The following is a 26,273-nucleotide window of genomic DNA, read 5'->3' on the forward strand; positions in this document are numbered from 1 at the left end:
TTGTCAAAAAAACTTTTGTTAAATTATTTAAAAATTTTTTAAACAACTTAAGCCTTATAATTTCTATCTTTTTATAGATTTTACCCAAAGGGGTTGATTTTTATTTATTTTTTAGCTAATGATAACTTTATCTTTGCCCTCTTTTTTGGCTTGATACATCAAATTATCTGCCCTTTTTATTATTTTCTCCTTATCATCATCTTCTTTCACTAATGTTCCTCCTATGGACACAGTAACCTTTATAACTTTTTCTTCCAGATTTATAAAGGAGTTTTTTACTAAGATTCTTAATTTTTCAGCAAGTTGATATAAAATGTCTTTTTCTTCCACATCAGAATATACCACAATAAACTCTTCTCCCCCATATCTACCTACTGTATCTGTGGCTCTTATATTGCTTTTTAATGTTCCAGCAACGGTTTTTAATACCATATCTCCTACCTTATGACCATAAGTATCATTAATTTTCTTAAAATCATCAATATCTATGAAAAGTACTCCAAATCTATGATTATATTTTTGAAATTCGTTAATTTTTATATCTAAATAAAACTCCAGGAATCTTCTATTGGTAATTTCTGTAAGTTCATCTGTATAGATTTTTTTATAAAGTTCACTTACCATCTTCTTTAAATGTAAAGTTTCGGAAGCCTCTCTGAAGATTTCAACTGCACCTATAATTTCCCTGTTCTTATCTTTTATGGGATTTACACTTACAAGTACTGGTATTCTCATCCCATCCCTACGATGTAAAAAGACTAATTTCTCAACTGTTTTATCCTTTTTCATGGCATGGACTAAGGGACATTCGGTTAGACATAATTCATTTCCTTTTTCATCTATATGTCTAAGGATATTATTGTAGCAGTATTTTCCTATAATTTCTTTCTTTTTATATCCCGTAATTTTTTCTGCTGATCTGTTCCAATATATGATTTTTCTATTGTTATCTACAAAATAAATACCGTCAGTAACATGCTCTAATAATTTTTTGTAAAAATTTTTAGAAATAGCTTTTATTTTATCCTTTTCATTCATGTGATTATTATAGTCTCTCCTTTCTTTGGGTAAATTACTTTGCAAAAATCCTTAAATTGGTCATAGAAGTCTATATTTTTATCCCTTTCTGTATGGACAGGTATTAGGTATTCTGGTTTTGCATAATCAATTAGTTTTATTATTCCATCTCCGTGGATATGTCCACTGGCATGAAAGGTAGATTCTTCTCTATTTTCTACTAAATTTCCCCTTATCTCTATATGGAAGTAATTTAGCCAATTTTCTATCTTTTTTTGATCTATTTTCCTCTCTTCATTAAAGGCTTCAATTGAGGAAAATATATAGGTACCACCGTTGGGTAATATATCAAGTAGAATATGAAAGTCGTAGTAAGACATACAGAGGATAAAATCATCAGGATTGTTTCTTATTTCTTTTGCGGAGATTCCTTTTCCTTGTATATCATATCTATCTAAAAGATTCTCTTCCCACGCTTCATAAGAGCCTTTTGGTTTTTTGTAAAAGGTTATGTACTCATCTTCCTTAGGGTCAGGATATCCAACTAAGGATAGTGCTTCCAACAGATATATATCCTTTAGGGTTAATACAGGTCTTCTTCCTACTGCTTTTGCTATTTCCAAAAAACTCATTAATCGATCAATATTTCTTGCGCCAAAATCAGCAATTATATATCCTTTTAAGTTTTTAACAATATTATAGATATTTTCTTTAACATCTTCTTCCGAGTATAGGTGAGTTACCTTAGGATGGGTGCTCTCACATATTAAGACTTTTACAGGTATTTCCTTTAATTTTTCAATAAATTTTTCTGAATGTTCTTTATTTCTTCCATGTAATCTCAGATCTCCAGTGTATACAATCCAACCTATTTTTGTCTTTATGGAAAAGCTTACTGCTCCTGGTATGGAGTGGTTCACAGGAAAGTAAGTAATCTCAAAAGGACCTATCTTATAGGTTTCATAGTCTATTATGTTAATTGGTTTATTTTCTATATCAATATTTTTTTTATCCTTTTTTTCAAGTTTATTCCAAAATTCCTCTATCTTAGATATTGATCCATTACCAAAGGTGATATATGGTCTCTTTATAAATTTGTTTCTTTCTGCTTTTAAGACTCCATTTTCTTGAGTTTTTCTCCTTACCAGGCATAGATCAGATATTATTTTGCTCGTATTCTCTAAGCTCTTTATTATAAGGGATGATATGAGGGATGTAATAATAGGTATATCCTTATGGATGTAGGAAAGGTATCCTACATGATCTAAGTGGGCATGGGATATAAGAATAGCTATAGGATTTATTTCCCAATACCATGGATGATTTTTCAAGTTTTCCCAAATTTCTGGGATTGTTAAATCTTTTCTATATATTCCTTCCAAAGGAGGTATAAGGTTTAGATGGTAAGGATCATAAATTCCAAAATAACTTCTTGGACTTAAGAATTCATCAAAGTATTTGTTATCTTTGTTAAAATTAATACCAAAATCTAAAATAAGGGCTGATTCGTTCTCTTCTAAGAGTATTTTGTTTCCCCCTATATAACTTACCCCATCAAAGAAAGTAAGTTTCAAGCTCATGTTTTATTTTATCATATGATATAATAAAGGGGAAAGAAAAATTGGGAGGGATTTTATCATGCTTGAGACAATTAAAGTTATTAAATCCAGGGTAAGTGTGAGAAAATATTTAGATAAGGAAGTACCTAAGGAAATTTTAGAAGATCTTGTAGATTGTGGTAGATTGGCACCTTCTGGATATAACAGACAGCCATGGGTTTTTCTAGTAGTAACAGATAAAGCTCTTAAAGAGAAATTAGCAGATGTGACACCATGGGGTAGGTTTTTGAAGGAGGCAGGAGCTGGAATTTTGATCTTTTGTGAAAAGGATGAAGAAACAGCCTTGGAAGATGCATGTGCTGCTGCAGAAAATATTATTATTTCTGCACAAGCATATGGATTAGGTACTTGTTGGATAAACTCATATAAGAAAGCTCATTCTGAGGATGTTAAGAGACTTGTCAATTGTCCTTATAATCTAGAGCTTATGGTTATGCTTGCAGTAGGTTATCCTGCAGAGATCCCTCAAAGGCCAAAGAAAAAGGAACTCCATGAGGTTTTAAGGTGGCAGACTTTTTAAATCTTGATATATTGTTTGAAGATAATCATTTACTTGTTTTAAATAAACCTACAGGTATCCTTGTACAAGGAGATATCACAGGAAAGAAGACTCTTTTACAAGAGGCAAAGAAATATATTAAGATTAAATATCAAAAACCTGGTAATGTCTTTTTAGCTATAGTGCATAGATTAGATAAGCCTGTGTCTGGAGTAATAGTTTTTGCCAGGAATAGCAAATCAGCTGGCAGGCTTTCGGAGGTTTTTAGAGGAAGAAGAGTAGAGAAGGTATATTTAGCGTTAGTGAAGGGTATTTTTAGAGAAAAAAGTGGTATTTTAAAAGATTATATTCATTGGGAGGAACCTGAGAGAAAGGCAAAGATTGTATCAGACGGTTCCATGGGTAAAGAGGCTGTAACATTTTATGAGGTGATAGATGAGGATAAAAATATGTCCTTAGTAAAGCTTATACCTCATACAGGAAGAAAGCATCAACTAAGAGTACAGCTTTCAAAAATAGGTCATCCTATCTTAGGAGATGAAAAATATGGAGGAGGTAAAATCTTTAAAGACAAAATATTTCTTCACTGTTATAAATTAACCCTCCCCCATCCTGTAAAGAAGGAGAATATGGATTTTAAAGCTAAGATTCCAGACTTTTGGAAAGATTTTTGGAGATATGATATTAGTAAAGAGATCCTATCTCTTCTGTAATCCCATTATTTTTAGCTATTTCAGAGTATAATTTTGCACTTTTTCTCCATATTCTTTCCTTTGTATCAAAGTTTGTCTCAAAAAGCCCAAATCTTTGTTTAAATCCTTCTGCCCACTCAAAATTATCCATAAGACTCCAATGAAAATATCCCCTTACATCTACTCCTTCTTTTATTGCTTTATGTAATGCTATTAGATGGGATATTAAGTATTTTGGTCTTCTTTCATCTTTGGCATCTGAAATACCATTTTCGGTAATATAGATGGGTTTTTTTGTTAACTCCCAAAATCTTTTAACTACTTTATAAAAACCTTCTGGATGTATCTCCCATCCAAAATCCGATCTTTCATTATCGGTAGATGTATTTGGTAAAGGGTTAAAAAAGGTCTTAATTCCCATTAGAATTCTTGTGTAATAATTTATTCCTAAATAGTCCAATGTATCTTTTGCATATGGGATATTTTCTTTTAAGAGAGGGGAGGAGAATTTACCAGTAATAAGGGTTTCTATGAAAACACGATTATATATTCTATCTGCAAAACTTGCAATTTTTCTGTCTATAAAAGATTTGGGATTCAAAGGCTCAATTAAAAGTACATTATAGGCTATACTTGCTTCTGCATCTTTTCTTGTATCATGGATTAATTTATAGGCTTTAGCATGGGCTTTTACCATATGATTTAATACTTTTAACATCTTTTTTAAGCTCTTTTCCTGGGGAGGAAATTCTCCATAAAGATATGCCATAAAGGCATAGGCATTGGGTTCATTTATGGTCATGTAATATTTCACAAGATCTTTAAATTCATTTACTACTTTTTCCACATATCTTAAATAATATTCAATAGTTTCTGGATTTAGCCAACCTCCTTTTTTAGCTATCCATAGGGGATTGGTGAAATGATGAAGTGTAACAAAGGGCTCTATATTTCTTTTTCTTAAAGAGATGATCATATCTTTGTATCTGTTTAATGCTTCTTCATTGAATTTTCCTTCTTCAGGCTCTATTCTACTCCATTCAATGGAAAATCTATAGGCATTATTATTTAACTTTTGTATTAGGTCAAAATCTTCTTTATATCTGTTCCAGCTATCACAAGCGGATCCTGATATCTGTCCATCTTTGACTTTTCCTTGATTTTCAAACTCCCACCAATCATTATAAATGTTACCCCCTTCTATTTGGTGAGATGATGTGGCTGTACCCCAATAAAAATTCTTGGGAAACTCATATTTTACCATCCTATACCTCCCCAAAATAAGAAAGATATATCTTAGTATATCAAATCCTTTATCTTATTCCAGCTCCTGACATAAGTCCTCTTACAATATATTCTTGTAGAAAAGTATAAATAACAACTACTGGGATAATAGTAACAAAAAGGGCTGCCATCATAGCCCCATAATTGGTTCCGTAAGCACTGGATACCAGGGAGAGTAACACACAGATAGGTTGTTTCTCTCTTAAGGGAAGGAGAATAAGGGACATAAAAAGGTCATTGTAAGACCAAAGAAATACAAATATTCCGGCTGTGACAAGAGCAGGTATGGAGGTAGGTAATATGATTTTTAGAAAAGTTTGAAGTACAGATGCTCCATCTATATATGCTGCCTCTTCTAATTCTATTGGTATAGATTTCATAAAGCTGGTAATGGTAAGGATAGAGAATGGGAGAAAACAAGCGGTTTGAAGAAGTATTAGGGAAAGATAACTTCCAGAAAGACGAACTGTTTTGAAAACAATAAGGGCGGGAATTACTATAGAGAAGGCTGGAACTAATTGAGCTCCTACGAGGAAGGAATTTATTAAATTTGCTCTTTTAAAGTTAAGTCTGGCTATGGCATAAGATGCAAGGCTTCCTAAAAATAGTACCAGTAAAGTTGTGCTGAAAGAAATAATGGTACTATTTTTAAATCCCTTTAAGAAATTTATATTTCCGTAGTTTGAAAGTTGAAGATAATTTTCTATATGAAAACTTGTTGGAAAAGATAATGGGTTTAGCAATATTTCACTTGTGGGTTTAAAAGAATTTATCATTACCCAATATATGGGGAATAATGTGGTTAATCCCCATAGGATTAATAATGTATATTTCAAAAGAGAATATAATTTTCTCATTTTTAATTCCTCCTTATGCCTGATATATAATTCTTTCTCTTTTAGTTATTATCTGGGCTATAAGAGAGAGAATTATACCAAGGAATATAATAACAGTACCTATAGCACTTGCATATCCTTGATTTTGTCCTGTAAAAGCTACAGTATAAAGGTAGGTACCTAAAACTTGACTTGCATCCATAGGACCTCCTCCTGTTATCACATAGACCACATCAAAAACCTTAAATGTACCTATAATTACTAAAGAAATACATACAGCTAAGACATCCCATATAAGGGGAATAGAAATATAAAAGGCTTTTTTAAACTCACTGAAGCCATCTATTTTTGCAGAGTCATGGATACTTTGAGGAATCTGATATAGAGCAGATAAAATGATGACAAAATAGAAACCCACATATTGCCATATGACAGGTATAAGTACTGCCCATAAGGCAGTTTTTGGTGTAATCCATAAAATCTTTTCTTTACCCAAGAGGGAAAGCAGTGAATTAAGAAGCCCATAATCATAGCTATACATAAGATAGAATAAAAGACCTATTGCACTTCCTGAAATTATTACTGGAAAAAGATAAATGGTCCTAAAAAATTTATATCCTCTTCTTAAAGTATCTACAATAAGGGCTAAGACAAGGGCTATTCCTATTTGAAAGACAACAGCAAAAAGGAGCAGTATGAAAGTATTTTTAATGGCTTTAATAAAGGATATATCTCTGAAAAGATACTTATAATTTTCTATTCCTATAAAAGATTTATATTTTGAAAAATCTCTCCAATTAAATAAGCTGTAATAAAAAGTGGCAAAAAGGGCATAGTAAATGAATATGCCTATGATGATTAAACTTGGCAAAAGAAACCACAATTTATATTTTTTTGTATATCTCTCCTGCATATTATTACCTCCTTCAAAACAAAAATCAAAAGGGGGAGAGGGCTTTTTGTCCCCCTCCCCCAAAAAGATTTATATAAAGGGGGAGTAAGTATTACTTTTGAGCTCTTTCATGAATTTCTTTTGCTTCTTTTAGTAGATCCTTTGCTGATCTTTCTCCTGTAACTACGTAGGAGAGTCCTAATCTTATCTTTGTAAAGGCTTCTGGTACAATTTGAGCGTCAATTGGCATACATATAGCTCTTGCTTTTGCCATCATATCAAATCCACTTTTTGCAGCAGGTGAAAGACCAGTAAGAGTAACTTTTACTGCAGGAACTCCTGCTATGGATACAAATTTGGCTACAATCTCTGGAGATGTCATGAATTTTACAAATTCAACAGGAAGACCTTTCTTTTCAGTATTTGCCTTTTTGCTAACATACCAACCAGATCCAAAACCACCGATTATGTCGGTGGGATGAGCTTTTCCACCTGGAACTACTGGAAGAGGCATAATAACAGTATTTTCTTTATCTTTTAATCCTCCTACGCACCATGATCCATTAACCATCATACCAGCCTTCTTAGTATAGAAAAGTTCACGGGCTTGATCATCTTTTATAGTAAGTGCATCCTTAGGAAATGCTCCCAATTTATATACTTGTCTAATGTAGTTTAATCCTGTCTCCCAAGATGGATGGAATGGAGTATCGTGTCCCTCTGGCCCACCAGCAGAAAGAACAAAAGTCTCAATTAAGTAATAGGATTCAAGGATTGATCCAGCAATTGGGATAATATTCTTGGATTTCAAAATGCTAATAGCCTTTATGAATTTGTTCCAATCTGTAGGAAGAGCAAGATTATATTTCTCAAAAAGATCTTTATTAACAAAGAGTCCTTCATAGAAACCTATGGTAGGTAATGCATAGATTTTTCCGTCGTATTCTTTAATGTCCCCCTTGTAAGTGGTGAATTTTAATGCTGCCTTATTGAAATTATCACTCCATTTTTTATCCTTTTCTATTTCTTCATCCCAGGTATAAATTTTTCCTGTCTTTAATAATGGTATAGCGTCTGCTCCTGTGAAGAAGAACATAACATCTGGTTCATTATCTGTAGCAAAATCAGTTTTTACCTTTGTTCTTATAGCATCGTTTGCAGTAGGTACTGCTTCGTCGATAATTTCTACATTTGGATATTTCTGCTTAAAAAGTGCCATAGCATCTTTCCAAGCAGGGGAGAAGGGGTCCTCTCCTGTGAAGTATGTAACTACTCTTAATTTAACTGTGCCTTGAGCAAAACTCATAAAGGTACCGAGTAAAAGTAAAACAGCTATTAGAAGTAGAATGGACCTTAATTTGGATTTTGAGAAAGACATTTAAAACACCTCCCTATAATTTTGTCAACTAAGTTGACTTTTAGGGAATTATATCATTAACTTTTCATTTAGTCAATATAGTTGACTAAATTTTTAAAATAATATCCCTTATCTCCAAATTAATTGAAAAAATAAGGATTTAACTATAAAATAAAAACCTTGATGATACTTTTGATAAAATGTTAATATTATCTTCAGAATGTGAAAGGACAAAATAAATAATTTTACTAACGCAGAAAAGATAAAATTTGGGGGAGGTGTACTGTGAATATTAAGCTTGACCACATATCCATTATTGTAAAGGATGTAGAAGAAAATATTAGATTTTACCGCGATATATTAAGTTTTAATGTAAAGTTGGGTTTTTATGATGAAGGAGAAAAGGCAAGAATTATCTTTTTAAATATGGGTAATTCAATGTTGGAATTAATAGTACCAGATGATTCCCCAATTTATATGGAAAAGAAAAAATGGGAAGATAGTAAAAAGACAGGAGTAGAACATATTGCTTTTTTTGTGGATGATATGGATAAAACTTGTGAGTATTTAAGATCAAGGGGTATTGAATTTGTTTTAGGACCTTTGGAATTTCCTGATGGAAAATATGCATATTTTTATGGTCCTGAGGGAATTTTGTTAGAATTAATAAGCTGGAAGATGTAAATATGAAAAAGATATATCTTGCTGTACCTATCATAAATTACTACAATCAAGATCTTACAAAAGGATTAGCTAATTTAATACAGGATCTTGGCTTTGAGCTTGCTTCTCCATGGGTGCTTTTAGGAGTTGATACAGATATATCTCCTCAAGAGGTATTTGTCAGAGATACTATGGGAGTTAAGTTCTCGGATATAATTGTGGCAGAAGTCTCCAAGCCAAGTCATGGGGTAGGAATGGAGATAATGCTTGCCTATATGGAAGGGAAAAGAATAATACTTTTAGCCAAAAAGGATGTAAAATTTTCAGCACTTTTGGAAGGAATAAAAGGTGCTACTATAATAAGATATGAGGAGGAGGGGGAACTTTTTGATAAATTAAGGAAAGAATTGGGGGAAGGAGAAGTTTAAGATGAAAGTAGTGATTTTAGCTGGAGGATTTGGAACAAGGTTAAGTGAGGAAACAGATTTAAGGCCAAAACCTATGGTTGAAATAGGTGGTAAACCTATACTTTGGCATATTATGAAAATATATTCCGCTTATGGATTTAATGATTTTATAATCTGTCTTGGATATAAGGGATATATGATTAAGGAATATTTTGCAAATTACTTTATCCCCAATAGTGATATTACTATTTCTCTAAAGGAAAATACAATAGAAGTACATAATAACTATTGTGAACCTTGGAGAGTAACTCTTGTTGATACGGGATTAAATACACAGACAGGGGGGAGGATAAAGAGAGTACAAAAGTATATAGGAAATGAAACGTTTATGGCTACATATGGTGATGGGGTTGGAGATATTAACTTAAGAGAACTTTTAGATTTTCATAGAAAGTATGGTAAATATGCTACTGTTACTGCAGTACAACCTTCGGGTAGGTTTGGGGCTTTAGATATCAGTGATGAAAATCTTGTGATAAGTTTTGAAGAAAAACCAAAAGGAGATAAAGCTTGGATAAATGGTGGATTTTTTGTTTTAGAACCTGAAATTTTTGAGTATATATATGGTGATGATACTATTTGGGAGAGAGAATCTTTGGTAAAATTGGCAAGAGATGGACAACTTGTAGCGTATAAGCATTATGGATTCTGGAAGCCTATGGATACACTAAGGGATAAAAGAGAGTTAGAGGAGCTTTGGAATAGTGGTAATCCTCCATGGAAGGTGTGGTCTGAATGAAGGTTTTAATTACAGGTGCCACAGGTTTTATAGGATCTCATTTGGTAGAAAATTTAATAAAAAACAATATACATGAAGTACTTATATTAAAGAGAAGCACATCAGATATATGGAGAATAAAGGAATATATAAGAAAACTAAGGGCTTTTGATATAGATAAAGAAGATATAATGGAAATATTAAAAAATGTAAAACCTGATGTAGTAATTCACTTAGCAACATACTATAGGAAATATCACAATTATGGTGATTTGCCTTTTATGCTGGAATCAAATATAGAACTTCCCACTAAAATATTAGAAGGTATGGCTTCAGTAGGGGTTAGGCATTTTATAAATACAGGTACGTTTTTTGAAAAAGTTTATAATTATGGTTTTCAGAGTATATCATATCCTTTTAATTTATATGCTTCCACTAAGCTGGCTTTTGAAGAAATTTTAAAATTTTATGCTTTTAATTATGGTATTAAAGCTATTACTTTGAGGATCTTTTCTCCTTATGGTTATAGAGATAATCCTAATAAGTTGATACCTTACTTAATAAAAAAGGTAATTAATGATGAGGAAATAGATATGACAGAAGGTTTTCAATCCTTAGATTTTATTTATGTTAAAGATATTATTGATGCTTATATAAAAGCTATGGACTATATTATTGATATGAAATGTATATATCAGAGTTTTGATATAGGAACAGGAGTTACGCATACTTTACATGAGTTGGTATGTCTTTTGGAAAAAGTTTCTGGAAAAAAGATAAAAGTTAATTGGGGAAGAATACCTTATTCAAATAATGAGGTTTTTTTTAGTAAAGCAGATATAACCAATACTATTAATTTTCTTAAGTGGATACCTAAATACGATTTAGAAAAAGGCTTGGAAGAAACTTTTGAATATTATAGCATGGGAAGGTGAAAAAATGGACTTTGGAGATAAAGACCTTTTAAAAATTAAAGGGGTAAAAGGTAATTATATCCAAGGAGTATATATAAAACAGTTAACTAAGATACCAGATGAGAGAGGAGTAATATATCACATGTTAAGATCTGATGACCCTATTTTTGAAAATTTTGGGGAGATATACTTTTCTTTAATATATCCTGGGGTTATAAAAGGTTGGCATCTTCATAAGAAGATGATATTGAATTATGCAGTGATTCAAGGGATGATAAAACTTGTATTATACGATGATAGAGAAGACTCCCCAACAAGGGGTAATTTGATGGAAATATTTATGGGAGAAGAAAATTATTTATTAGTAAAAATACCTCCCATGATATGGAATGGTTTTAAAGGAATAGGTACTAAAACTGCTATAGTTGCAAATTGCGCCTCTATACCACATGATCCAGAAGAGATAATAAGGTTAGATCCTTTTACAGATAAAATACCTTATGATTGGTCATTGAAACATGGCTAATATTTTTCAAAACTATAGAGGTAAAAAAGTATTAGTAACAGGACATACTGGGTTTAAAGGGTCTTGGCTTACACTATGGCTAAGCGAATTAGGGGCTGAGGTAATAGGTTATTCTTTAGAACCCCCTACCAATCCATCACTATTTGATATTTTAAATTTAAAAGAAAGAATAATTCATGTTGTGGGTGACATAAGAGACGAAGAAAATCTTAAAAAAGTATTTAAAAAATATAAGCCAGATATAGTTTTTCACTTAGCTGCCCAACCTTTAGTAAGGTATTCCTATATTGCTCCTCGCTATACTTATGAAGTTAATATAATGGGAACAATAAATCTATTGGAATCGGTAAGGGAGATTAACGATGTTAAAGCAGTTATAATTGTAACAAGTGACAAATGTTATGAAAATAAAGAATGGTTTTATGGATATAGAGAGATTGATCCTATGGGTGGGTATGATCCTTATAGCTCAAGTAAAGGATGTGTTGAACTAATCGTATCAGCCTATAAGAGAAGTTTTATGGATAATTTAGGAATTGCTTTATCTTCCGTTAGAGCAGGTAATGTTATAGGGGGAGGGGATTGGCAGGAAGATAGACTAATTCCAGACTGCATAAGGGCGTTGTCAAAAGGAGAAGCTATAAAGATAAGGAAACCAAAGGCAATAAGACCATGGCAGTATGTATTAGAGCCTCTTGGAGGGTATCTTCTTTTGGGTGTTAAAATGTTAGAGAATAGAGAAAAATTTAGTGGGGCATGGAATTTTGGACCTTCTGATACAGATATTTTAACAGTAGAGGAGGTTACAAAAAAGGTAATAGAATATTGGGGGGAAGGAAAATATGAGATTTTAGAAAAGGAAGATGATTTTCACGAAGCTAATCTTTTAAAACTTGATTGTAGTAAGGCTCATTTTTTGCTAAATTGGTATCCTGTGTATGACATAAATGAAGCATTAAAAAGAACAGTAAAGTGGTATAAAAGATATTATGGTGGGTATTCTAAAGATATGTGTGCTTATTCTCTTATGGAAATACAGGACTATGTAAGAAAGAGACAGGAAAAAGGAGAGTAAAGGAGGAGATTGTATTTTGGAGGCTGGAGATATTTGTTTTTGTAATCTTCCATTAGAAGAGACAAATAGTCAAGAAAATTATTTATTTGTTATAGATAACAAAGAAAATAATGTTTTAGGGGCTTTAATAACTATTGGCGAGAATATTGGTGGTATATGTATAAGGCAAGAGGAAATAGAAGAGAGTAATTTGTCAGGAGATTTTTGGATAAAGCTATATAGACTTTATAATGTACCTCAAAAATCATGTAGAAAAATAGGAAGGGTAAAGAAAGAATGTCTTGATAGAATTTTGCGCGAATTTGTAAAATATGCGGGAAATATATATTTCTCTAATTTTCACAAAAATAAGATACTCAAAACAATTCCCCCATCGGGTAAAGTAATAGATGAAGATGATTTAGATAATCTTATAGATGCTTCCTTAGATCAGTGGTTAACAGCAGGAAGATTCGCTGATGAATTTGAAAAGGAATTTTCTAAATTTTTAGGGAGAAAATATTGTGCTTTAGTGAATTCAGGATCTTCTGCTAATTTAATAGCCATATCTGCTCTTACTTCTTATAAATTGGGAGATAAAAGATTAAAGCCTGGAGATGAAGTAATTACAGTTGCAGCAGGTTTCCCAACTACTATTGCTCCAATTATACAAAATAATCTTATACCTGTATTTTTAGATGTAGATTTAGGAACCTATAATGTGAATGTTAAACAGTTAGAAAATGCGATTACGGATAGGACAAAAGCTATATTTCTTGCTCATACCTTAGGTAATCCTTTTGACTTAGATAAAGTGAAAGAAATAGCCAATAAATACGATTTGTGGGTTATAGAGGATAATTGTGATTCCTTAGGATCAAAATATAGGGGAAAGTATACTGGAACATTTGGGGATATAGCAACAATAAGTTTTTATCCTGCACATCATATGACAATGGGGGAAGGTGGAGCAGTTTTAACAGATGATCCCAATTTATATAGAATAATATTGTCATATAGAGATTGGGGTAGAGATTGTTGGTGTCCTCCTGGAAAGGATAATACATGTGGAAAAAGATTTAGCTGGAAACTTGGTGATCTTCCTTTTGGGTATGATCATAAATATATATATTCCCATTTGGGTTATAATTTAAAGGCAACTGATTTTCAAGCAGCATTGGGATTATCTCAACTAAAGAAACTTCCTTATTTCATTGAAAAAAGAAAAGAAAACTTTAATATGTTATATGAAGGATTTATAAAGGAGAATTTAGATGAATATTTCGTACTACCTCATTGGCTTGATCATGCAGAACCAAGTTGGTTTGGTTTTATATTAACCATAAAGGATGATGCCCCCTTTGAAAGGAAGGAATTATTGGAATTTTTAGAAGAAAGTGGTATAGGCACAAGATTGCTTTTTGCAGGAAATATTTTGCGACAACCAGCTTTTGTATATAATGAAATTAAATACAGGGTTGTAGGAGAATTAAAGAATACAGATAAAATTATGCATGATACATTTTGGATAGGAGTTTGGCCAGGCATAAATAGAGAGCACATAGAATATATGATAGAAAAGTTTAAGGAATTTATTAATAGGAAAAAATCATGTATAAAAATATAGAAAATAATACTCAAGATCAGCCTAAAATTTCTATTGTTTTACTTAACTGGAATGGTTGGAAAGATGCTATTGAATGCTTAGAATCTCTTTTCCAATTAAATTACCCTAACTATGATGTTATATTAGTGGATAATGGATCTTTTGATGATTCTGTGGAGAGAATAAAAGAATATTGTGAGGGGAAAATAAGGGTTGATTCAAATTATTTTTATTACAATGCTGATGATAAGCCTATTAAAGTCTTAGAGTATTCTGAAAATATAGATATAAAGATTTTAGAGAAGATTGATGCTTTAAATACATATAACAAAAGACTTTTTTTAATAAAAACTAAAGAGAATTATGGTTTTGATAAAGGGAATAACATAGGTATTCAATTTGCAATTAAAAAATTAGATCCAGACTATATACTAATAATTAGTAATGATGTAGTAGCAGATAAAAATCTTTTGACAAATTTGGTAAGTATGGTAGGAAAAGGTGTGGGTTTAATTCAACCCAAAATTTATAATTACTATGATCTTTCAATAGATAATTTAGGCTTTTCTTGTGATGTTATAGGTAATACAAGACCTATAAAAAATTTAAAAGGGCATAAACCTTTTTATTTAAGTGGTGCATGTCTTCTAATAAGCAAAGATTTAATTTTAGAGATTGGTGAGGATGGAAAATTATTTGATGAAAAATTATATGCATATTTTGAAGATGCAGATTTGTCCTGGCAAGCAAGATTATTAGGATATGATATTAAAGTCTGTTTAGATGCAATATGTTATCATAAGGGGTCGCAAACTACTAAAAAGTTTAATTTAAATACATTTTATTTGGATTATAGAAATAAACTTAGGGTTTTAATTAAAAATTATTCATTAATTAATATTATTATGTTTTTGCCTTTAAGTATATTAATAAAATTTCTTACTGTTTCATTTAAGACAGCTTTTTCTTTTAATTCTGGATATTTTAAATCCTATATCAATGCGTTGTTTTGGAATATAAGAGAGTTTAGGGATGCTATAAAGCAAAGAATAGTAATACAGAGTAAAAGAAAAGTTAGGGATAGGGAAATATTAAAGCATATGGAGATTATTCCATTCTTCTATTTAAAAAAGTATGAGTAAGTACATAAACATTTGTTTTTTATTCTATACACCTCACCCTTTCCATAAAGGTTTAGCTGATGCTATAGGAGCTTGGGATTTAGATATATTAAGTAAGAAAAATAGCCCTTTTAAAAGAATCTTTTTATATTTGAAATATGCTCTTAATTCCTCATCAGATGATATTTTATTATGTGAAGGAACTTTTTTAATACCATCATTATTTAAACTTCTTCCTATCAAAAGATTTAAGAAGACTATTATTAATATTTCAGCAGATCCTAAATTATTTTATATAAAAATAAAAAGAATGAATTTTTTAGAAAGGCTTTTACATAGATTAGCAATACCTAATGTAGATTTGTTTATATGTATAGGTAACATGGTAAAAGATCTTTTAAAAGAGGTATATCCTAAGGCTGAATATATAGTTGCTTACCCTTTTATTGATGAAGAGAGATATAAATATCTTTTGAATATTCCTGTAAAAAGTGAATTTAATCATAATATTTTATTCATAGGAAATGGTCCAGATTACTACTACAAAGGCTTAGATCTTTTGGTGGATGCCTTTAAAATTGTAAAAAAAGAGGTAAAAGATTCTGAGCTCTTTATTTTAGGTAATTGGAGTAAAGAGATTAGAGAAAAATTTAATTATGAAGGGATTAATTTTATTGGCTTTTCAGACATCTACGAGTATATAGAAAAATCATCTCTTTATGTACATTTAGGAAGAGGAGATACTTTCCCTGTTAGTAATCTTGAAACTTTGCTTGGTGGAATGCCATGTATAATTTCGGAATATACTGGCACAAAGGAGATAATAAGAGAATTAGGGGAAGATTTTATTTTGCCTTTGGAATCAAGAAAGGTAGCTGAAAAAATAATAGAATATTTCAATTTATCTACGGATGAAAAGATTATCTTATCTCTAAAAGCTAAGGAACTAGGTAAAAGATTTAAAAAGGGAATAGTTATAGAGGATTTTATTAAAAAGTGGAAAGGATGGGTAAGATATGAAATATAATGATAAAGTTTATGTCAATATTATTCATTATTCTGGTACTTATGATACTTTAAAGCTTATTGAGAATTTTTTAAACATTTCATATCCATATTTTCAATTAATTATTTTAAACAATAATCCCCAGTCAGATTTAGAGTCTTCAATAATAGAGTGGATTAAAAGTAAAAACATTAGATTGATTAAGGAATATGTAGTTAATGATGTAATTAAGGAGTTTAAATTAGATTCTTTTCTTTATCCTTTAGTGTATATTAAGGTTGAAAAGAATAAGGGATATGCTAATGGTGTAAACAGAGGTATTAAATATGCTTTGAATAAGAATGATTTTTCTTATATGTGGATATTAAATAACGATATTATTGTAGATAAGGACTCGTTAAGATATCTCGTGGAGTGTGCTGAAAAATATAAGAGTAATGGAAAGAAAGTAGGAATTATTGGATCTAAACTTCTCTATTATTATAATTCTAATATACTTCAAGGAATAGGTGGAAAATATAGTAAATATTTTGCATTAACAAAACATATAGGTGGTTTTGAAGAAGATAAAGGCCAATATGACAGAGATGGAATTAAGATTGATTATGTAATAGGTGCAAGTATGTTTGTTACTAAGGAATTTTTGGAAGATGTAGGCTTAATGGATGAAAGATATTTTTTATATTTTGAAGATCTGGATTGGTCAGAGAGGGCAAAAAGAAAGGGATATGAATTAATTTATTGTTGGAAAAGTAAGGTATATCATAAAGAGGGGGGAAGTATTGGCTCAGATTCTAAGGGGCTTAAAAAGAGTAAATTATCTGATTTTTACGGAGTTAGAAATAGAATTCTCTTTACCAAGAGATTTTATCCGTTATATCTACCCTTAGTTTATTTAAGTTTTATTGGCATTATTTTGAATAGAATTAGAAGACAACAAATAGATAGATTAAAATTGATAATTAGAGCTATTTTAGAGAGAGATTATGAGGATGCTTAAACTTCTTGTTGATGCAAGAATGATTGATTCTTCAGGTATAGGTACGTATCTTCAAAACTTAATTCCTTTTTTGAAGGAACACATGATTTTATGTCTTTTAGGAGACAAAGAGAAAATAAATAAATATATTGATTCTGGTGTAAATATAATTCCCATGAAATCTTCTATATATTTTCCTTTGGAGCAAGTAGAGTATATTTTAAAAGTGAAAGATGTGGATGTTTTTTGGTCTCCCCATTTTAATGTGCCTATATTTCCTGTAAGGGTAAAAAAAAGAATCGTTACTATACATGATGTTTTTCATTTAGTTTTTGAGGATTTATATAGTCTTTTTGAAAGAAGTTATGCTAAGCTTCTTATAAACTCTGCAGTTAGATTTTCAAATTTGATAATTACAGTATCTCAATTTTCAAAATCTGAGATATTGAAATATACAAAGGTAAAAGAAGAAAAGATAAAGGTAATATACAATGGGGTAGATACAAAAAGATTTAAAGTATATCATGATGAGGAAAAGATAAAGGTAAAGAATAAATATAGTCTACCTGATAAATTTCTATTTTTTGTGGGAAATGTAAAACCTCATAAGAACCTAAAAGGGTTATTAAGAGCCTTTGAGAGAATTATAAGAAAGGAAAAGGATATATTTTTGGTGATTACGGGTAAAAAGGAGGGTTTTATAAAGGGAGATAGAGAGATTTATGAGGTGTTAAATAATAAATATTTAAAAGATAAAGTAATTTTTACCGGATATATAGATAATGAAGATCTTCCTATTTTGTATAATCTCGCAGATCTTTTTGTTTTTCCATCTTTTTATGAAGGATTTGGGCTACCACCTCTTGAGGCTATGGCTTGTGGATGTCCTTCTGTGGTTTCTAAAATTCCTCCATTGTTAGAAATTTGTGGTGATGCGGTATATTATGTGAATCCTTATGATGTAGAAGATATAGCAGAGGGAATTATTAAGGTTTTAAAAGATCAGAATTTAAGAGAGAAAATAAAAAGGAAAGGATACGAAAGAGTAAGAAATTTTTCTTGGGAAAAATCTGCTATGGAACATTTAAAGACAATAAAAGAGGAAGTAGGTAACTAAATATAAGGGAGTTTAAACATTATTTACTCTTTCTATGTATTTTTTTATGTCGAATTTCTCCTCCAATCCCCTTTTGCTCATATATCTGACCTTTCCAAAGATTTTTCTTTCTCGAAAAGGTCTATCATGGGATCCAAAACACCAAGATATACCTGAATATCCATTAGGATCTCTGCCATCTAGAGAATATTTATCATTTAAATAACAAATAAAATCAAAGGCTTGCTTGGGATGTAAGGTCCATTCGATAACTTTTTTGGCCCAATACATTCTCATATATCCATGCATTTTTCCTATTTTTAATAATTCTTTTTGAGCTGTATTCCAATATATATCGTGGGTTTGTGCTTTCTCTAAGTCTTCCAAGTTATAGATATAATCTCTTTTATCAGAGAGATGTTGCTCCAAGGTATATTTAGCCCATTCTGGAATACCTTGATATTGGTTATAAAAAGGATTGTAGTAACAGAAATTTCTTGCAAGCTCTCTCCAAATAATTAATTCATTAAAAAAGCTTTGGACATTTTCGTCATTAAAATCGTAATTTTTCAGAACTTCAAGGACAATTTTAATGGGAGATATCTGTCCAAAATGTAAATATGGACTTAGATTTGATTGATAATCATATGCAGGGTTAGATCTTAATTCTTTATATTTATATAGTTTATTTTCTATGAAATCTTTCAACCTTTTTTCTGCTTCATCGCTTCCGCCCGTAAAATATTTCTCAACTGTTGTTACTGAATTGTCAATAGATAATATCCTTAATATTTCATCTACATTTTGAATTGATAAAGGATTGAAGCCGAAATCATATCCATGTGATTTAACTTTTGGTGTTAACTTTTCTAAAGGTTTGAGATATATATTTAATAAATTAAAAATCTTAGGCCTAATAGTCGAAGCATAGGGTTCTTGTTTTGAAGAGGCAATTTCAATAGGTAAAATTACATCACTTTCTATTTCAAATACTGAGACTTCAGACTTGTCTGCTATCTCTTTATTTATTTTTCGATGATGCCTTAAGTATCCTTTATCTAATATGACAGCCACATAATTCTGGGAGTTATCTATTACTTTCTTGTAAGGAGGATTAATCTTTTCAATGATAAATTGAAGGCCTCTTTCTTCTATATTTTTCTTTGTCTTTAATATACCTTCTAACATAAATCTGTAATATCTAATATTGGAAAACTTATACATGTCAGAAACCGGAAAATATACAACTAAAGGCTTGTTCAGTTGATTAGAAAGATGTACTGAAAATTCTAAACTGTGATTTTGATCTTCTCTTTGACTTAATGACATATAATATAAGACAAATTTACCATCTTTATTTATATCTTTATTGTTAATTTTTCTTATTCTCTCTTTATCCATTTTTTTATTAATCTTTTGAATTTAATATGCTTATATCTATAATCCATTCATATCTTGATCTCTCATTAAATTTTTGAATTGCTTCTTTTTTATGTTCTTCAAAGGTTTTTCTATCACAATTGTTTACATTCATAAAATGCTTTATAAGATCTTCCAATTTTATTTTGCCTTTACTTGCCAATATATTTGCTATCCCCCAATGTTTTATAAGATGACATTTTTCACAAAGACTCATAAATCCTTTTAATTTTAAGATATGATTCTGGTCATCATAGTCCCATACTTCATGGCAGTGGAGTTTACCTCTTTTACCACATATGCTACACTTGTAATTTGCCCTTCTAAATACCTCTTTTCTTATTCTATCCCATACTTCCTTAGGTAGATATTTTCTAAGATTTTCCCCCCAAGCACTTTCTGGGATAAGTTCTATTGTTAACTTTAAATCCTTTTTTGTCATTAATTATTAAAATAAGTCAATACCAATCAAGCTAAGAAGTAAGATAAGGTTTAAAATTGTAACTATCGTACCAATTAAAATGAGTATTGTATTATCCCACTTAGAATTTGCAAATTTTCCCATCACATTTCTTGATGAGGTCAATTTTATAAGGGGAAAGATAGTAAAGGGAAGTTGAATACTTAGCATTATTTGGCTCCATATAAGTCCTTGGAAGGGATCAGATATAAAGAATAGTATAAGTAAGGCACCTATCAGGGTTATGGATATTCCTATACGAGTATGATTATCTTTTAGATCAAAAGGCTCATGGGATATTCCAGCCCATATACTTCCACCCGCCATAGCTGCTGTTATGGAGGATGAGAAGCCAGAAAATAATAGAGCTACTGCAAAAATAGTAGAAGCTAAATTTCCAAGGATAGGTTTTAAGGTTATATAGGCTTGTGGAAGTTCTGTAATTATGGTGTTATTCTTATAAAAGGTTTCTGCTGCAATAAGAATCATAGAGCTATTTATAGCCCATCCTACAATCATAGCTAATATGGTATCAAGGTATTCATATTTTAATTGCTTTTTTATTATATTTTCTTCTTCTAAATTCCATTGCCTACTCTGAATTGTTTCCGAATGTAAGAATAGGTTATGAGGCATAACTACAGCCCCCATAACACTCATAATTATGGGAATAGAATTAGGAGGGAATGAAGGTACTGTCCAACCTACAACTGCACTTTTCCAATTAATCTTTACTAATGATAATTCAAATAAGAAAGAAAGACCTATAAGAGATACAAATCCAATAATAAATTTCTCAAGTTTTCTATAGTTATTTGATATCAACATATATATTACAAGGAGCGTTGTAAGAGTTGCACCTATATTGATGGGAAGACTAAAAAGCATATTTAGACCTATGGCTGCTCCTAAGATTTCTGCAAGAGCGGTAGATATGGATGCGAGCATTGCTGTAATAAGTATGAAATAACTTGTTTTCTTAGAAAAATATTTGGCTACTGACTCAGAAAGACATAGTCCAGTAGCAATCCCGAGGTGGGCTGAATTATGTTGTAGAAATATGAGCATGATGGTAGAGAGGGTTACCATCCAAAGCAAAGTATATCCAAATTGGGAACCTGCTGACATGTTAGAAGCCCAGTTTCCAGGATCAATAAAACCTACGGTTACAAGAAATCCTGGTCCAATATATTTTAATATATCTAAAGCACCAAGATTGGGTTTGTGATTTCTAAATAGATCTTTTATTTTATTTAGCATACTTATTTATCTTTCTCCAAATACTTTTTATATCCTAAACTTTCTAATTCCTTTGCTTTATTCTCTACTTCTTCTTTCATTTTCTCTTTGTAGTCTTTTATTTTTTCCCTTAATTCTGGATATTTCACTCCTAATATCTCAATTGCCAAAATCCCTGCGTTCTTTGCTCCATTTATGGTAACAGTAGCTACAGGAATTCCAGAAGGCATCTGTACTATAGATAAAAGAGAATCTAAACCATTCAAAGATGAGGTCTTTATAGGAATACCAATTACGGGTAGAGGAGTAAGGGAAGCAATAACCCCAGGTAGATGAGCTGCACCTCCTGCAGCAGCAATTATTACTTCTAAACCCCTTTTTTCTGCCTCTTTTGCATATTGAAAAGCTCTTTCTGGGGTTCTATGGGCAGAAAGCACAGTTATTTCATAAGGTACTCCAAATTTTTCTAAAATCTCAGCAGTCTCTTTAACTACAGGAAGATCACTATCACTTCCCATGATAATTCCTACTAAAGGTTTATCCATGCAACACACCTCCGCAACTTTTTTTTTATAATAACTTATAACTATTTTTTAATGCAATATAGAAGATGCATTGAGAGTATGTTTTTAGATTTTTATTCTCATTATCACTAAAATTTTCCTTACTCTTTTTCATCTTTTTAAATATCTCAATTTCTTATGCAATATTCTTCTATGCTCTCATGTTTTAATACTGCCTATAAATACAAGCTTAAATCCTTTTTGTACCTCTTCTCAGTACCTTTTTAACGTTCTTCCCTATTATTTATACCTATTATTTATAACCTTAGCTGTTTCAATCCCTTATAGGTACGCTACAAACCCTCTCTCTTTTTTTGAGAATAGTATAGAATACTTTCGTTTCAATCCCTTATAGGTACGCTACAAACTCTTGTGCAGCCTGGAGAGAGGCACATTGGAAAGAAAGTTTCAATCCCTTATAGGTACGCTACAAACACATACTATGCGCCACTCATACGCCATATATACCCTGTTTCAATCCCTTATAGGTACGCTACAAACGAGAGGAGTGTGAAAGGAATGAGGAACAAATACGAATAGTTTCAATCCCTTATAGGTACGCTACAAACTTCCTCGAGAGATTCGAATCTCTCAAGGAAGATATTGTTTCAATCCCTTATAGGTACGCTACAAACCAGATTTTTCCTTGCTTGGAAGCTTTTAAAAAAACTTGTTTCAATCCCTTATAGGTACGCTACAAACAAGGCGAGTACGTTGCGTACTCGCCTGATATACTCCTGTTTCAATCCCTTATAGGTACGCTACAAACTCTTTCGACGAAATCTACGTCCCTTGTCTTATACTGGTTTCAATCCCTTATAGGTACGCTACAAACAGAAGATATATCTCCAAAGGAGATTTGGGAAATCGCGTTTCAATCCCTTATAGGTACGCTACAAACTTGTTCTTCTGAGATTTCTCTAGGAGCATGGCTACAAGTTTCAATCCCTTATAGGTACGCTACAAACGCCTGAAAAAAGGTCAAACCTGTTTCGGTCAGAAATCGTTTCAATCCCTTATAGGTACGCTACAAACAAGATTTTTCCTTGCTTGCAAGTTTTAACAAAACTTGTTTCAATCCCTTATAGGTACGCTACAAACAAGAAAGGAGTGGGTAGAATGAAAGGAGAGAAGAAACGTTTCAATCCCTTATAGGTACGCTACAAACAAAAAACTTCTTGACAAAATTTAAAAATGTATTCTAGTTTCAATCCCTTATAGGTACGCTACAAACCAGGCTGCACAAGAGCTCTTGTGCAGCCTGCAAAGAGTTTCAATCCCTTATAGGTACGCTACAAACAGTATACCTCTCGCCTCCATCCAGGCGGGATTTGGGGTTTCAATCCCTTATAGGTACGCTACAAACGTTACTCCAGGCCTGGCAAATAAAAAAAAGAAAGGAGGTTTCAATCCCTTATAGGTACGCTACAAACTCTCTATCTCGGGCCCGTATGTCCAGTCCCAGAAATGTTTCAATCCCTTATAGGTACGCTACAAACTCTCAAGCCAGGCCTGGCTGCTCCAGGCCTGGCAAAGTTTCAATCCCTTATAGGTACGCTACAAACATGTGTGGAACTCTTCCCAATCTTCTTCAATTTTTGTTTCAATCCCTTATAGGTACGCTACAAACTTTACAGGCAAGATATTTCCTTGCTTCTAAATTTGTTTCAATCCCTTATAGGTACGCTACAAACGGGAAGATGTTCACACGTACGTGTGCTACACGTACGTGTTTCAATCCCTTATAGGTACGCTACAAACTGTATACTGCTTTCGCATATTCGCATATTCGAAAATTGTTTCAATCCCTTATAGGTACGCTACAAACCTCTATAATATACTCAAAAGTTGAGAGAGAGGAGGAGGTTTCAATCCCTTATAGGTACGCTACAAACCTCTATCCCAAGGTGTACGCATTTTCAAAGTTGCTCTGTTTCAATCCCTTATAGGTACGCTACAAACCTCGAGAAAGAATTGTTCTACATTCAGGGCCCGGACGGGTTTCAATCCCTTATAGGTACGCTACAAACACTAGAAATATAGAATATCTACAAAAAGATGAGTTTGTTTCAATCCCTTATAGGTACGCTACAAACCCTTGCGCATCCTGGAAAGATGCACACTGGAAAGAAAGTTTCAATCCCTTATAGGTACGCTACAAACCGTTTCAATTTATTTATCCCAAAACAAGATAGTATTGTTTCAATCCCTTATAGGTACGCTACAAACTTTGCACTGGGACACCCAGCAGGCTAGTCATAAGCTCGTTTCAATCCCTTATAGGTACGCTACAAACCGGAATATGTCAGAGAGCACAATTATCAAGGCATCAGTTTCAATCCCTTATAGGTACGCTACAAACGAAAGCTTCCCTCTCCTTGAAATATACTTCTTTCGTGTTTCAATCCCTTATAGGTACGCTACAAACACACAAGACGCACAAACGCACAAAACGCACAAAACGGTTTCAATCCCTTATAGGTACGCTACAAACCCGTAGAAAGGGCAAAAATAGAACTCTCCAAAAATTACTACCCTTATAGGTACGCTACAATTTTGTGGGTAGTATAGCATAAGAAAAGTCAGATGTAAATAGGGTTTGATATAAAAAAATATATTTCTGTCGATCCCCCAGGGTTTTGGGGTTATCGGGGGTAGACTGTAAAAATAGTTTTTAAGAATAAGCTAAATTGTTTTCTAATAAAGCAAAGAACTATTTTGAAAAATATTTGGGATAAAAAATCATTAAGAAATTAGTAAGATTCAAGTTTAGCGATGAAAGGAGGCTATCTCTAATTGTTACATTTTCTGTCGATCTCAAAAAATTCTTGAGAGATCTTATTTTTCTTTAAATGTATATGTAACAAAAAATCAGCCTGAGATATTTAACTAATCCCAGGCTGATTTTATGGTTTAATTTTTAGGTAAGCTAAGTATTGCTTGGGATAGTTCATTGATAGCTTTTGTTAGGTTTTCAATTCTTGTCTCTATTCTTAATAAAAGTATTAAAGACACAACTATGGGAAATCCAAGATTACTTATTAATTGATATATATCTTTCAAGACTTACACCTCCATATGGATATATTTCTTTTTTTCGTCAAGTTTAACGAAGGAGAATTTTAGATTTTTTGCTGTGTTATATACTTCTTCTAGATCTGTGGCTGTGATATCACAAGCAAGTCCTTTCATATGTTTGGAATTTGGTGCTCCTCCTACTTCTTTGTTATGCTTTTCACAACGATATCCACTTGTAATTTTTATTTTTCCTTTTACCATGGCATATAATTTTTCCATTTCATCAAGAAGAAATGGGAGTATCATTACCCTTTTACAACATGGGCATTGAAAATCTTTAAGGTAGAAGTTTTTAGATATTTTAATATCATTTATTTCAGGCATTTTTGTCCTCCTTATGTTCAAGTCCTATTATTACTTTTGAAATAATCAATGGGATTAGATGTTTTTCAAAAAATATGGGTAAACATTCTGGACATACAGGATTTTCATCTATGAAAAATACAAAATTTTTCTTTTGGCTACATATTTTGCATGTATAGCTTGGAAAGGTTTGATAGAGGAAGCTAAATTTAAATTGTACTCTTTTTACTAAGTTTTCAAACATATTTAAATCTCCTTTCTTTTGGGTGGAGGTATTACCTCCACCCTTTAGTTTTAGTCGTAGTAATCACTAATGTTTGTTTCTGTTATTTTTGTGTCAACTTTTTCTACCAGATCTCCTGTTTTTCCTTGAAATATATTTTGATTTATTATTGTATCCATAGCGCTTAAAATTTGGGCTTCTGTTAAATCATCCTTAGGATCAGAAATTCTTATGGTAAAGTTACTTCCTCCACTGTCTTTAAATATCATTCTCAAATATTTTCTTGTGGAATAAGTGGCCATCTTTATACCTCCTTATTTTTTAGATTTCAGATAACTCTTCATCATTAGTTCTTACAACTTTAACTATTGGAAATTTTTGAAGGGATCCCAAAGCTTGAGCCACTGTATATACTGCCTCATCTGATACATCTGCTTTTATATTGTTGAAGCTTCTGTTTCTTAATACGGGGTTTCCTTGCTGGATTCCTACCTGTATTCTAAGGATAAGTCGGGAGTTATAAGGTAAGCTCTGTACTGCCATTTTTTCACCTCCTTCTTTTGGGCTTTCTATTAAATAAATCCTAAGGATGGGTGACATAAAATATGTTATAATTTAGAAAAATTCTTTGTAGGGGGTAAA

General features: G+C 31.7%; 28 protein-coding genes and 1 CRISPR repeat array. Of the genes, 13 read left to right on the forward strand and 15 right to left on the reverse strand.

Annotated elements, in window-relative coordinates:
• Positions 1-111: 111 nt before the first annotated feature.
• Together ACY3JO_RS02110 and ACY3JO_RS02115 are read right to left on the reverse strand one after the other, a co-directional pair.
• A complete protein-coding gene (locus tag ACY3JO_RS02110) occupies positions 112-1,038 on the reverse strand; it encodes a GGDEF domain-containing protein (protein WP_463085168.1) in 927 nt (308 codons plus the stop codon).
• A complete protein-coding gene (locus ACY3JO_RS02115) occupies positions 1,035-2,597 on the reverse strand; it encodes an MBL fold metallo-hydrolase RNA specificity domain-containing protein (RefSeq protein WP_463085169.1) in 1,563 nt (520 codons plus the stop codon). The genes ACY3JO_RS02110 and ACY3JO_RS02115 overlap by 4 nt, the downstream gene beginning before the upstream one ends.
• A 58-nt stretch (positions 2,598-2,655) precedes the next feature.
• Between ACY3JO_RS02115 and ACY3JO_RS02120 the strand changes: the two genes are divergently transcribed.
• Positions 2,656-3,156 (forward strand): nitroreductase family protein, encoded by a 501-nt coding sequence (locus ACY3JO_RS02120; protein ID WP_463085170.1) that lies wholly within the window; start codon positions 2,656-2,658, stop codon positions 3,154-3,156.
• Positions 3,141-3,848 (forward strand): RluA family pseudouridine synthase, encoded by a 708-nt coding sequence (locus ACY3JO_RS02125; RefSeq protein WP_463085171.1) that lies wholly within the window; start codon positions 3,141-3,143, stop codon positions 3,846-3,848. The genes ACY3JO_RS02120 and ACY3JO_RS02125 overlap by 16 nt, the downstream gene beginning before the upstream one ends.
• Here ACY3JO_RS02125 and ACY3JO_RS02130 read toward each other — a convergent pair.
• From ACY3JO_RS02130 to ACY3JO_RS02145, 4 genes are all read right to left on the reverse strand, one after another.
• A complete protein-coding gene (locus ACY3JO_RS02130; RefSeq protein ID WP_463085172.1) occupies positions 3,820-5,091 on the reverse strand; it encodes a glycoside hydrolase family 1 protein in 1,272 nt (423 codons plus the stop codon). The two genes, ACY3JO_RS02125 and ACY3JO_RS02130, sit on opposite strands and share 29 nt — an antisense overlap.
• Before the next feature lie 49 nt (positions 5,092-5,140).
• Positions 5,141-5,968, reverse strand: a complete 828-nt coding sequence (locus ACY3JO_RS02135) for a carbohydrate ABC transporter permease (protein ID WP_463085173.1) — start codon at positions 5,966-5,968, stop codon at positions 5,141-5,143.
• Between the two features lie 13 nt (positions 5,969-5,981).
• Positions 5,982-6,860 (reverse strand): carbohydrate ABC transporter permease, encoded by an 879-nt coding sequence (locus tag ACY3JO_RS02140; protein WP_463085174.1) that lies wholly within the window; start codon positions 6,858-6,860, stop codon positions 5,982-5,984.
• Positions 6,861-6,951: 91 nt separating this feature from the next.
• On the reverse strand, positions 6,952-8,217 hold the full coding sequence (locus ACY3JO_RS02145) for an ABC transporter substrate-binding protein (RefSeq protein ID WP_463085175.1): 1,266 nt from the start codon (positions 8,215-8,217) through the stop codon (positions 6,952-6,954).
• A 264-nt stretch (positions 8,218-8,481) separates the two neighbouring features.
• On the opposite strand from ACY3JO_RS02145, the gene ACY3JO_RS02150 reads away from it, so the two are divergent.
• Genes ACY3JO_RS02150 through ACY3JO_RS02200 form a run of 11 tightly spaced genes read left to right on the forward strand, consistent with a single transcriptional unit; the run spans position 8,482 to position 18,367 of the window.
• Positions 8,482-8,880, forward strand: a complete 399-nt coding sequence (locus ACY3JO_RS02150; RefSeq protein ID WP_463085176.1) for a VOC family protein — start codon at positions 8,482-8,484, stop codon at positions 8,878-8,880.
• A 2-nt stretch (positions 8,881-8,882) separates the two neighbouring features.
• Positions 8,883-9,287, forward strand: coding sequence for a hypothetical protein (locus tag ACY3JO_RS02155; protein WP_463085177.1), 405 nt, complete (start codon positions 8,883-8,885; stop codon positions 9,285-9,287).
• Between the two features lies 1 nt (position 9,288).
• Positions 9,289-10,065: a glucose-1-phosphate cytidylyltransferase gene (gene rfbF, locus ACY3JO_RS02160; RefSeq protein WP_463085178.1), complete on the forward strand. Its 777-nt coding sequence runs from the start codon at positions 9,289-9,291 to the stop codon at positions 10,063-10,065.
• Positions 10,062-10,979: an NAD-dependent epimerase/dehydratase family protein gene (locus ACY3JO_RS02165; RefSeq protein ID WP_463085179.1), complete on the forward strand. Its 918-nt coding sequence runs from the start codon at positions 10,062-10,064 to the stop codon at positions 10,977-10,979. Before rfbF ends, ACY3JO_RS02165 begins: the two co-directional genes overlap by 4 nt.
• A 4-nt stretch (positions 10,980-10,983) precedes the next feature.
• Positions 10,984-11,484, forward strand: a complete 501-nt coding sequence (locus ACY3JO_RS02170) for a dTDP-4-dehydrorhamnose 3,5-epimerase family protein (RefSeq protein ID WP_463085180.1) — start codon at positions 10,984-10,986, stop codon at positions 11,482-11,484.
• Positions 11,477-12,559 carry a CDP-glucose 4,6-dehydratase gene (gene rfbG / locus ACY3JO_RS02175; protein WP_463085181.1) on the forward strand — a complete coding sequence of 361 codons (1,083 nt, stop codon included), beginning with the start codon at positions 11,477-11,479 and terminating at the stop codon, positions 12,557-12,559. Before ACY3JO_RS02170 ends, rfbG begins: the two co-directional genes overlap by 8 nt.
• A 13-nt stretch (positions 12,560-12,572) precedes the next feature.
• Positions 12,573-14,165: a lipopolysaccharide biosynthesis protein RfbH gene (rfbH, locus tag ACY3JO_RS02180; RefSeq protein WP_463085638.1), complete on the forward strand. Its 1,593-nt coding sequence runs from the start codon at positions 12,573-12,575 to the stop codon at positions 14,163-14,165.
• Positions 14,150-15,286 carry a glycosyltransferase family 2 protein gene (locus ACY3JO_RS02185; protein ID WP_463085182.1) on the forward strand — a complete coding sequence of 379 codons (1,137 nt, stop codon included), beginning with the start codon at positions 14,150-14,152 and terminating at the stop codon, positions 15,284-15,286. Before rfbH ends, ACY3JO_RS02185 begins: the two co-directional genes overlap by 16 nt.
• A complete protein-coding gene (locus tag ACY3JO_RS02190; RefSeq protein ID WP_463085183.1) occupies positions 15,279-16,292 on the forward strand; it encodes a glycosyltransferase family 4 protein in 1,014 nt (337 codons plus the stop codon). Before ACY3JO_RS02185 ends, ACY3JO_RS02190 begins: the two co-directional genes overlap by 8 nt.
• A complete protein-coding gene (locus tag ACY3JO_RS02195; RefSeq protein WP_463085184.1) occupies positions 16,282-17,271 on the forward strand; it encodes a glycosyltransferase in 990 nt (329 codons plus the stop codon). The genes ACY3JO_RS02190 and ACY3JO_RS02195 overlap by 11 nt, the downstream gene beginning before the upstream one ends.
• Positions 17,264-18,367 carry a glycosyltransferase family 4 protein gene (locus tag ACY3JO_RS02200; RefSeq protein WP_463085185.1) on the forward strand — a complete coding sequence of 368 codons (1,104 nt, stop codon included), beginning with the start codon at positions 17,264-17,266 and terminating at the stop codon, positions 18,365-18,367. Before ACY3JO_RS02195 ends, ACY3JO_RS02200 begins: the two co-directional genes overlap by 8 nt.
• A 12-nt stretch (positions 18,368-18,379) precedes the next feature.
• Here the strand turns inward: ACY3JO_RS02200 and ACY3JO_RS02205 are convergent, their stop codons facing one another.
• The 9 genes from ACY3JO_RS02205 to ACY3JO_RS02245 form a co-directional block, all read right to left on the reverse strand.
• The gene (locus ACY3JO_RS02205; protein ID WP_463085186.1) at positions 18,380-19,747 is read right to left on the reverse strand and encodes a deoxyribodipyrimidine photo-lyase; all 1,368 of its coding nucleotides are present in this window, start codon (positions 19,745-19,747) and stop codon (positions 18,380-18,382) included.
• 7 nt (positions 19,748-19,754) lie between these two features.
• Positions 19,755-20,207 (reverse strand): HNH endonuclease, encoded by a 453-nt coding sequence (locus tag ACY3JO_RS02210; RefSeq protein WP_463085187.1) that lies wholly within the window; start codon positions 20,205-20,207, stop codon positions 19,755-19,757.
• A 6-nt stretch (positions 20,208-20,213) separates the two neighbouring features.
• Positions 20,214-21,485, reverse strand: a complete 1,272-nt coding sequence (locus ACY3JO_RS02215) for an Nramp family divalent metal transporter (protein WP_463085188.1) — start codon at positions 21,483-21,485, stop codon at positions 20,214-20,216.
• Between the two features lie 2 nt (positions 21,486-21,487).
• A complete protein-coding gene (gene purE / locus ACY3JO_RS02220; RefSeq protein ID WP_463085189.1) occupies positions 21,488-22,009 on the reverse strand; it encodes a 5-(carboxyamino)imidazole ribonucleotide mutase in 522 nt (173 codons plus the stop codon).
• A 289-nt stretch (positions 22,010-22,298) separates the two neighbouring features.
• Positions 22,299-24,521: direct repeats of the CRISPR family, unit length 30 nt; unit sequence GTTTCAATCCCTTATAGGTACGCTACAAAC.
• 419 nt (positions 24,522-24,940) lie between these two features.
• Entirely contained in the window at positions 24,941-25,090 is a 150-nt protein-coding gene (locus ACY3JO_RS02225) for a YvrJ family protein (protein ID WP_463085190.1), read from the reverse strand.
• 3 nt (positions 25,091-25,093) lie between these two features.
• Complete coding sequence (locus tag ACY3JO_RS02230; protein WP_463085191.1) at positions 25,094-25,429, reverse strand: YcbK family protein; 336 nt, start codon at positions 25,427-25,429, stop codon at positions 25,094-25,096.
• Positions 25,422-25,652: a hypothetical protein gene (locus tag ACY3JO_RS02235; protein ID WP_463085192.1), complete on the reverse strand. Its 231-nt coding sequence runs from the start codon at positions 25,650-25,652 to the stop codon at positions 25,422-25,424. The genes ACY3JO_RS02230 and ACY3JO_RS02235 overlap by 8 nt, the downstream gene beginning before the upstream one ends.
• A gap of 50 nt (positions 25,653-25,702) precedes the next feature.
• Positions 25,703-25,933, reverse strand: coding sequence for a DUF2922 domain-containing protein (locus ACY3JO_RS02240; protein ID WP_463085193.1), 231 nt, complete (start codon positions 25,931-25,933; stop codon positions 25,703-25,705).
• A 19-nt stretch (positions 25,934-25,952) separates the two neighbouring features.
• Complete coding sequence (locus ACY3JO_RS02245; protein WP_463085194.1) at positions 25,953-26,174, reverse strand: DUF1659 domain-containing protein; 222 nt, start codon at positions 26,172-26,174, stop codon at positions 25,953-25,955.
• Between the last annotated feature and the right edge of the window lie 99 nt (positions 26,175-26,273).

The organism is Dictyoglomus sp. LHC4 (genome assembly GCF_055181355.1).

Bases quoted from the DNA above. Each gene is read 5' to 3' on its own strand.
- ACY3JO_RS02110 (WP_463085168.1), bottom strand. From the start codon at position 1,038: ATGAATGAAAAGGATAAAATAAAAGCTATTTCTAAAAATTTTTACAAA.
- ACY3JO_RS02115 (WP_463085169.1), bottom strand. From the start codon at position 2,597: ATGAGCTTGAAACTTACTTTCTTTGATGGGGTAAGTTATATAGGGGGA.
- ACY3JO_RS02120 (WP_463085170.1), top strand. From the start codon at position 2,656: ATGCTTGAGACAATTAAAGTTATTAAATCCAGGGTAAGTGTGAGAAAA.
- ACY3JO_RS02130 (WP_463085172.1), bottom strand. From the start codon at position 5,091: ATGGTAAAATATGAGTTTCCCAAGAATTTTTATTGGGGTACAGCCACA.
- ACY3JO_RS02135 (WP_463085173.1), bottom strand. From the start codon at position 5,968: ATGAGAAAATTATATTCTCTTTTGAAATATACATTATTAATCCTATGG.
- ACY3JO_RS02140 (WP_463085174.1), bottom strand. From the start codon at position 6,860: ATGCAGGAGAGATATACAAAAAAATATAAATTGTGGTTTCTTTTGCCA.
- ACY3JO_RS02145 (WP_463085175.1), bottom strand. From the start codon at position 8,217: ATGTCTTTCTCAAAATCCAAATTAAGGTCCATTCTACTTCTAATAGCT.
- ACY3JO_RS02155 (WP_463085177.1), top strand. From the start codon at position 8,883: ATGAAAAAGATATATCTTGCTGTACCTATCATAAATTACTACAATCAA.
- rfbF (WP_463085178.1), top strand. From the start codon at position 9,289: ATGAAAGTAGTGATTTTAGCTGGAGGATTTGGAACAAGGTTAAGTGAG.
- ACY3JO_RS02165 (WP_463085179.1), top strand. From the start codon at position 10,062: ATGAAGGTTTTAATTACAGGTGCCACAGGTTTTATAGGATCTCATTTG.
- ACY3JO_RS02170 (WP_463085180.1), top strand. From the start codon at position 10,984: ATGGACTTTGGAGATAAAGACCTTTTAAAAATTAAAGGGGTAAAAGGT.
- rfbG (WP_463085181.1), top strand. From the start codon at position 11,477: ATGGCTAATATTTTTCAAAACTATAGAGGTAAAAAAGTATTAGTAACA.
- ACY3JO_RS02185 (WP_463085182.1), top strand. From the start codon at position 14,150: ATGTATAAAAATATAGAAAATAATACTCAAGATCAGCCTAAAATTTCT.
- ACY3JO_RS02190 (WP_463085183.1), top strand. From the start codon at position 15,279: ATGAGTAAGTACATAAACATTTGTTTTTTATTCTATACACCTCACCCT.
- ACY3JO_RS02195 (WP_463085184.1), top strand. From the start codon at position 16,282: ATGAAATATAATGATAAAGTTTATGTCAATATTATTCATTATTCTGGT.
- ACY3JO_RS02200 (WP_463085185.1), top strand. From the start codon at position 17,264: ATGCTTAAACTTCTTGTTGATGCAAGAATGATTGATTCTTCAGGTATA.
- ACY3JO_RS02205 (WP_463085186.1), bottom strand. From the start codon at position 19,747: ATGGATAAAGAGAGAATAAGAAAAATTAACAATAAAGATATAAATAAA.
- ACY3JO_RS02210 (WP_463085187.1), bottom strand. From the start codon at position 20,207: ATGACAAAAAAGGATTTAAAGTTAACAATAGAACTTATCCCAGAAAGT.
- ACY3JO_RS02215 (WP_463085188.1), bottom strand. From the start codon at position 21,485: ATGCTAAATAAAATAAAAGATCTATTTAGAAATCACAAACCCAATCTT.
- purE (WP_463085189.1), bottom strand. From the start codon at position 22,009: ATGGATAAACCTTTAGTAGGAATTATCATGGGAAGTGATAGTGATCTT.
- ACY3JO_RS02230 (WP_463085191.1), bottom strand. From the start codon at position 25,429: ATGCCTGAAATAAATGATATTAAAATATCTAAAAACTTCTACCTTAAA.
- ACY3JO_RS02235 (WP_463085192.1), bottom strand. From the start codon at position 25,652: ATGTTTGAAAACTTAGTAAAAAGAGTACAATTTAAATTTAGCTTCCTC.
- ACY3JO_RS02240 (WP_463085193.1), bottom strand. From the start codon at position 25,933: ATGGCCACTTATTCCACAAGAAAATATTTGAGAATGATATTTAAAGAC.
- ACY3JO_RS02245 (WP_463085194.1), bottom strand. From the start codon at position 26,174: ATGGCAGTACAGAGCTTACCTTATAACTCCCGACTTATCCTTAGAATA.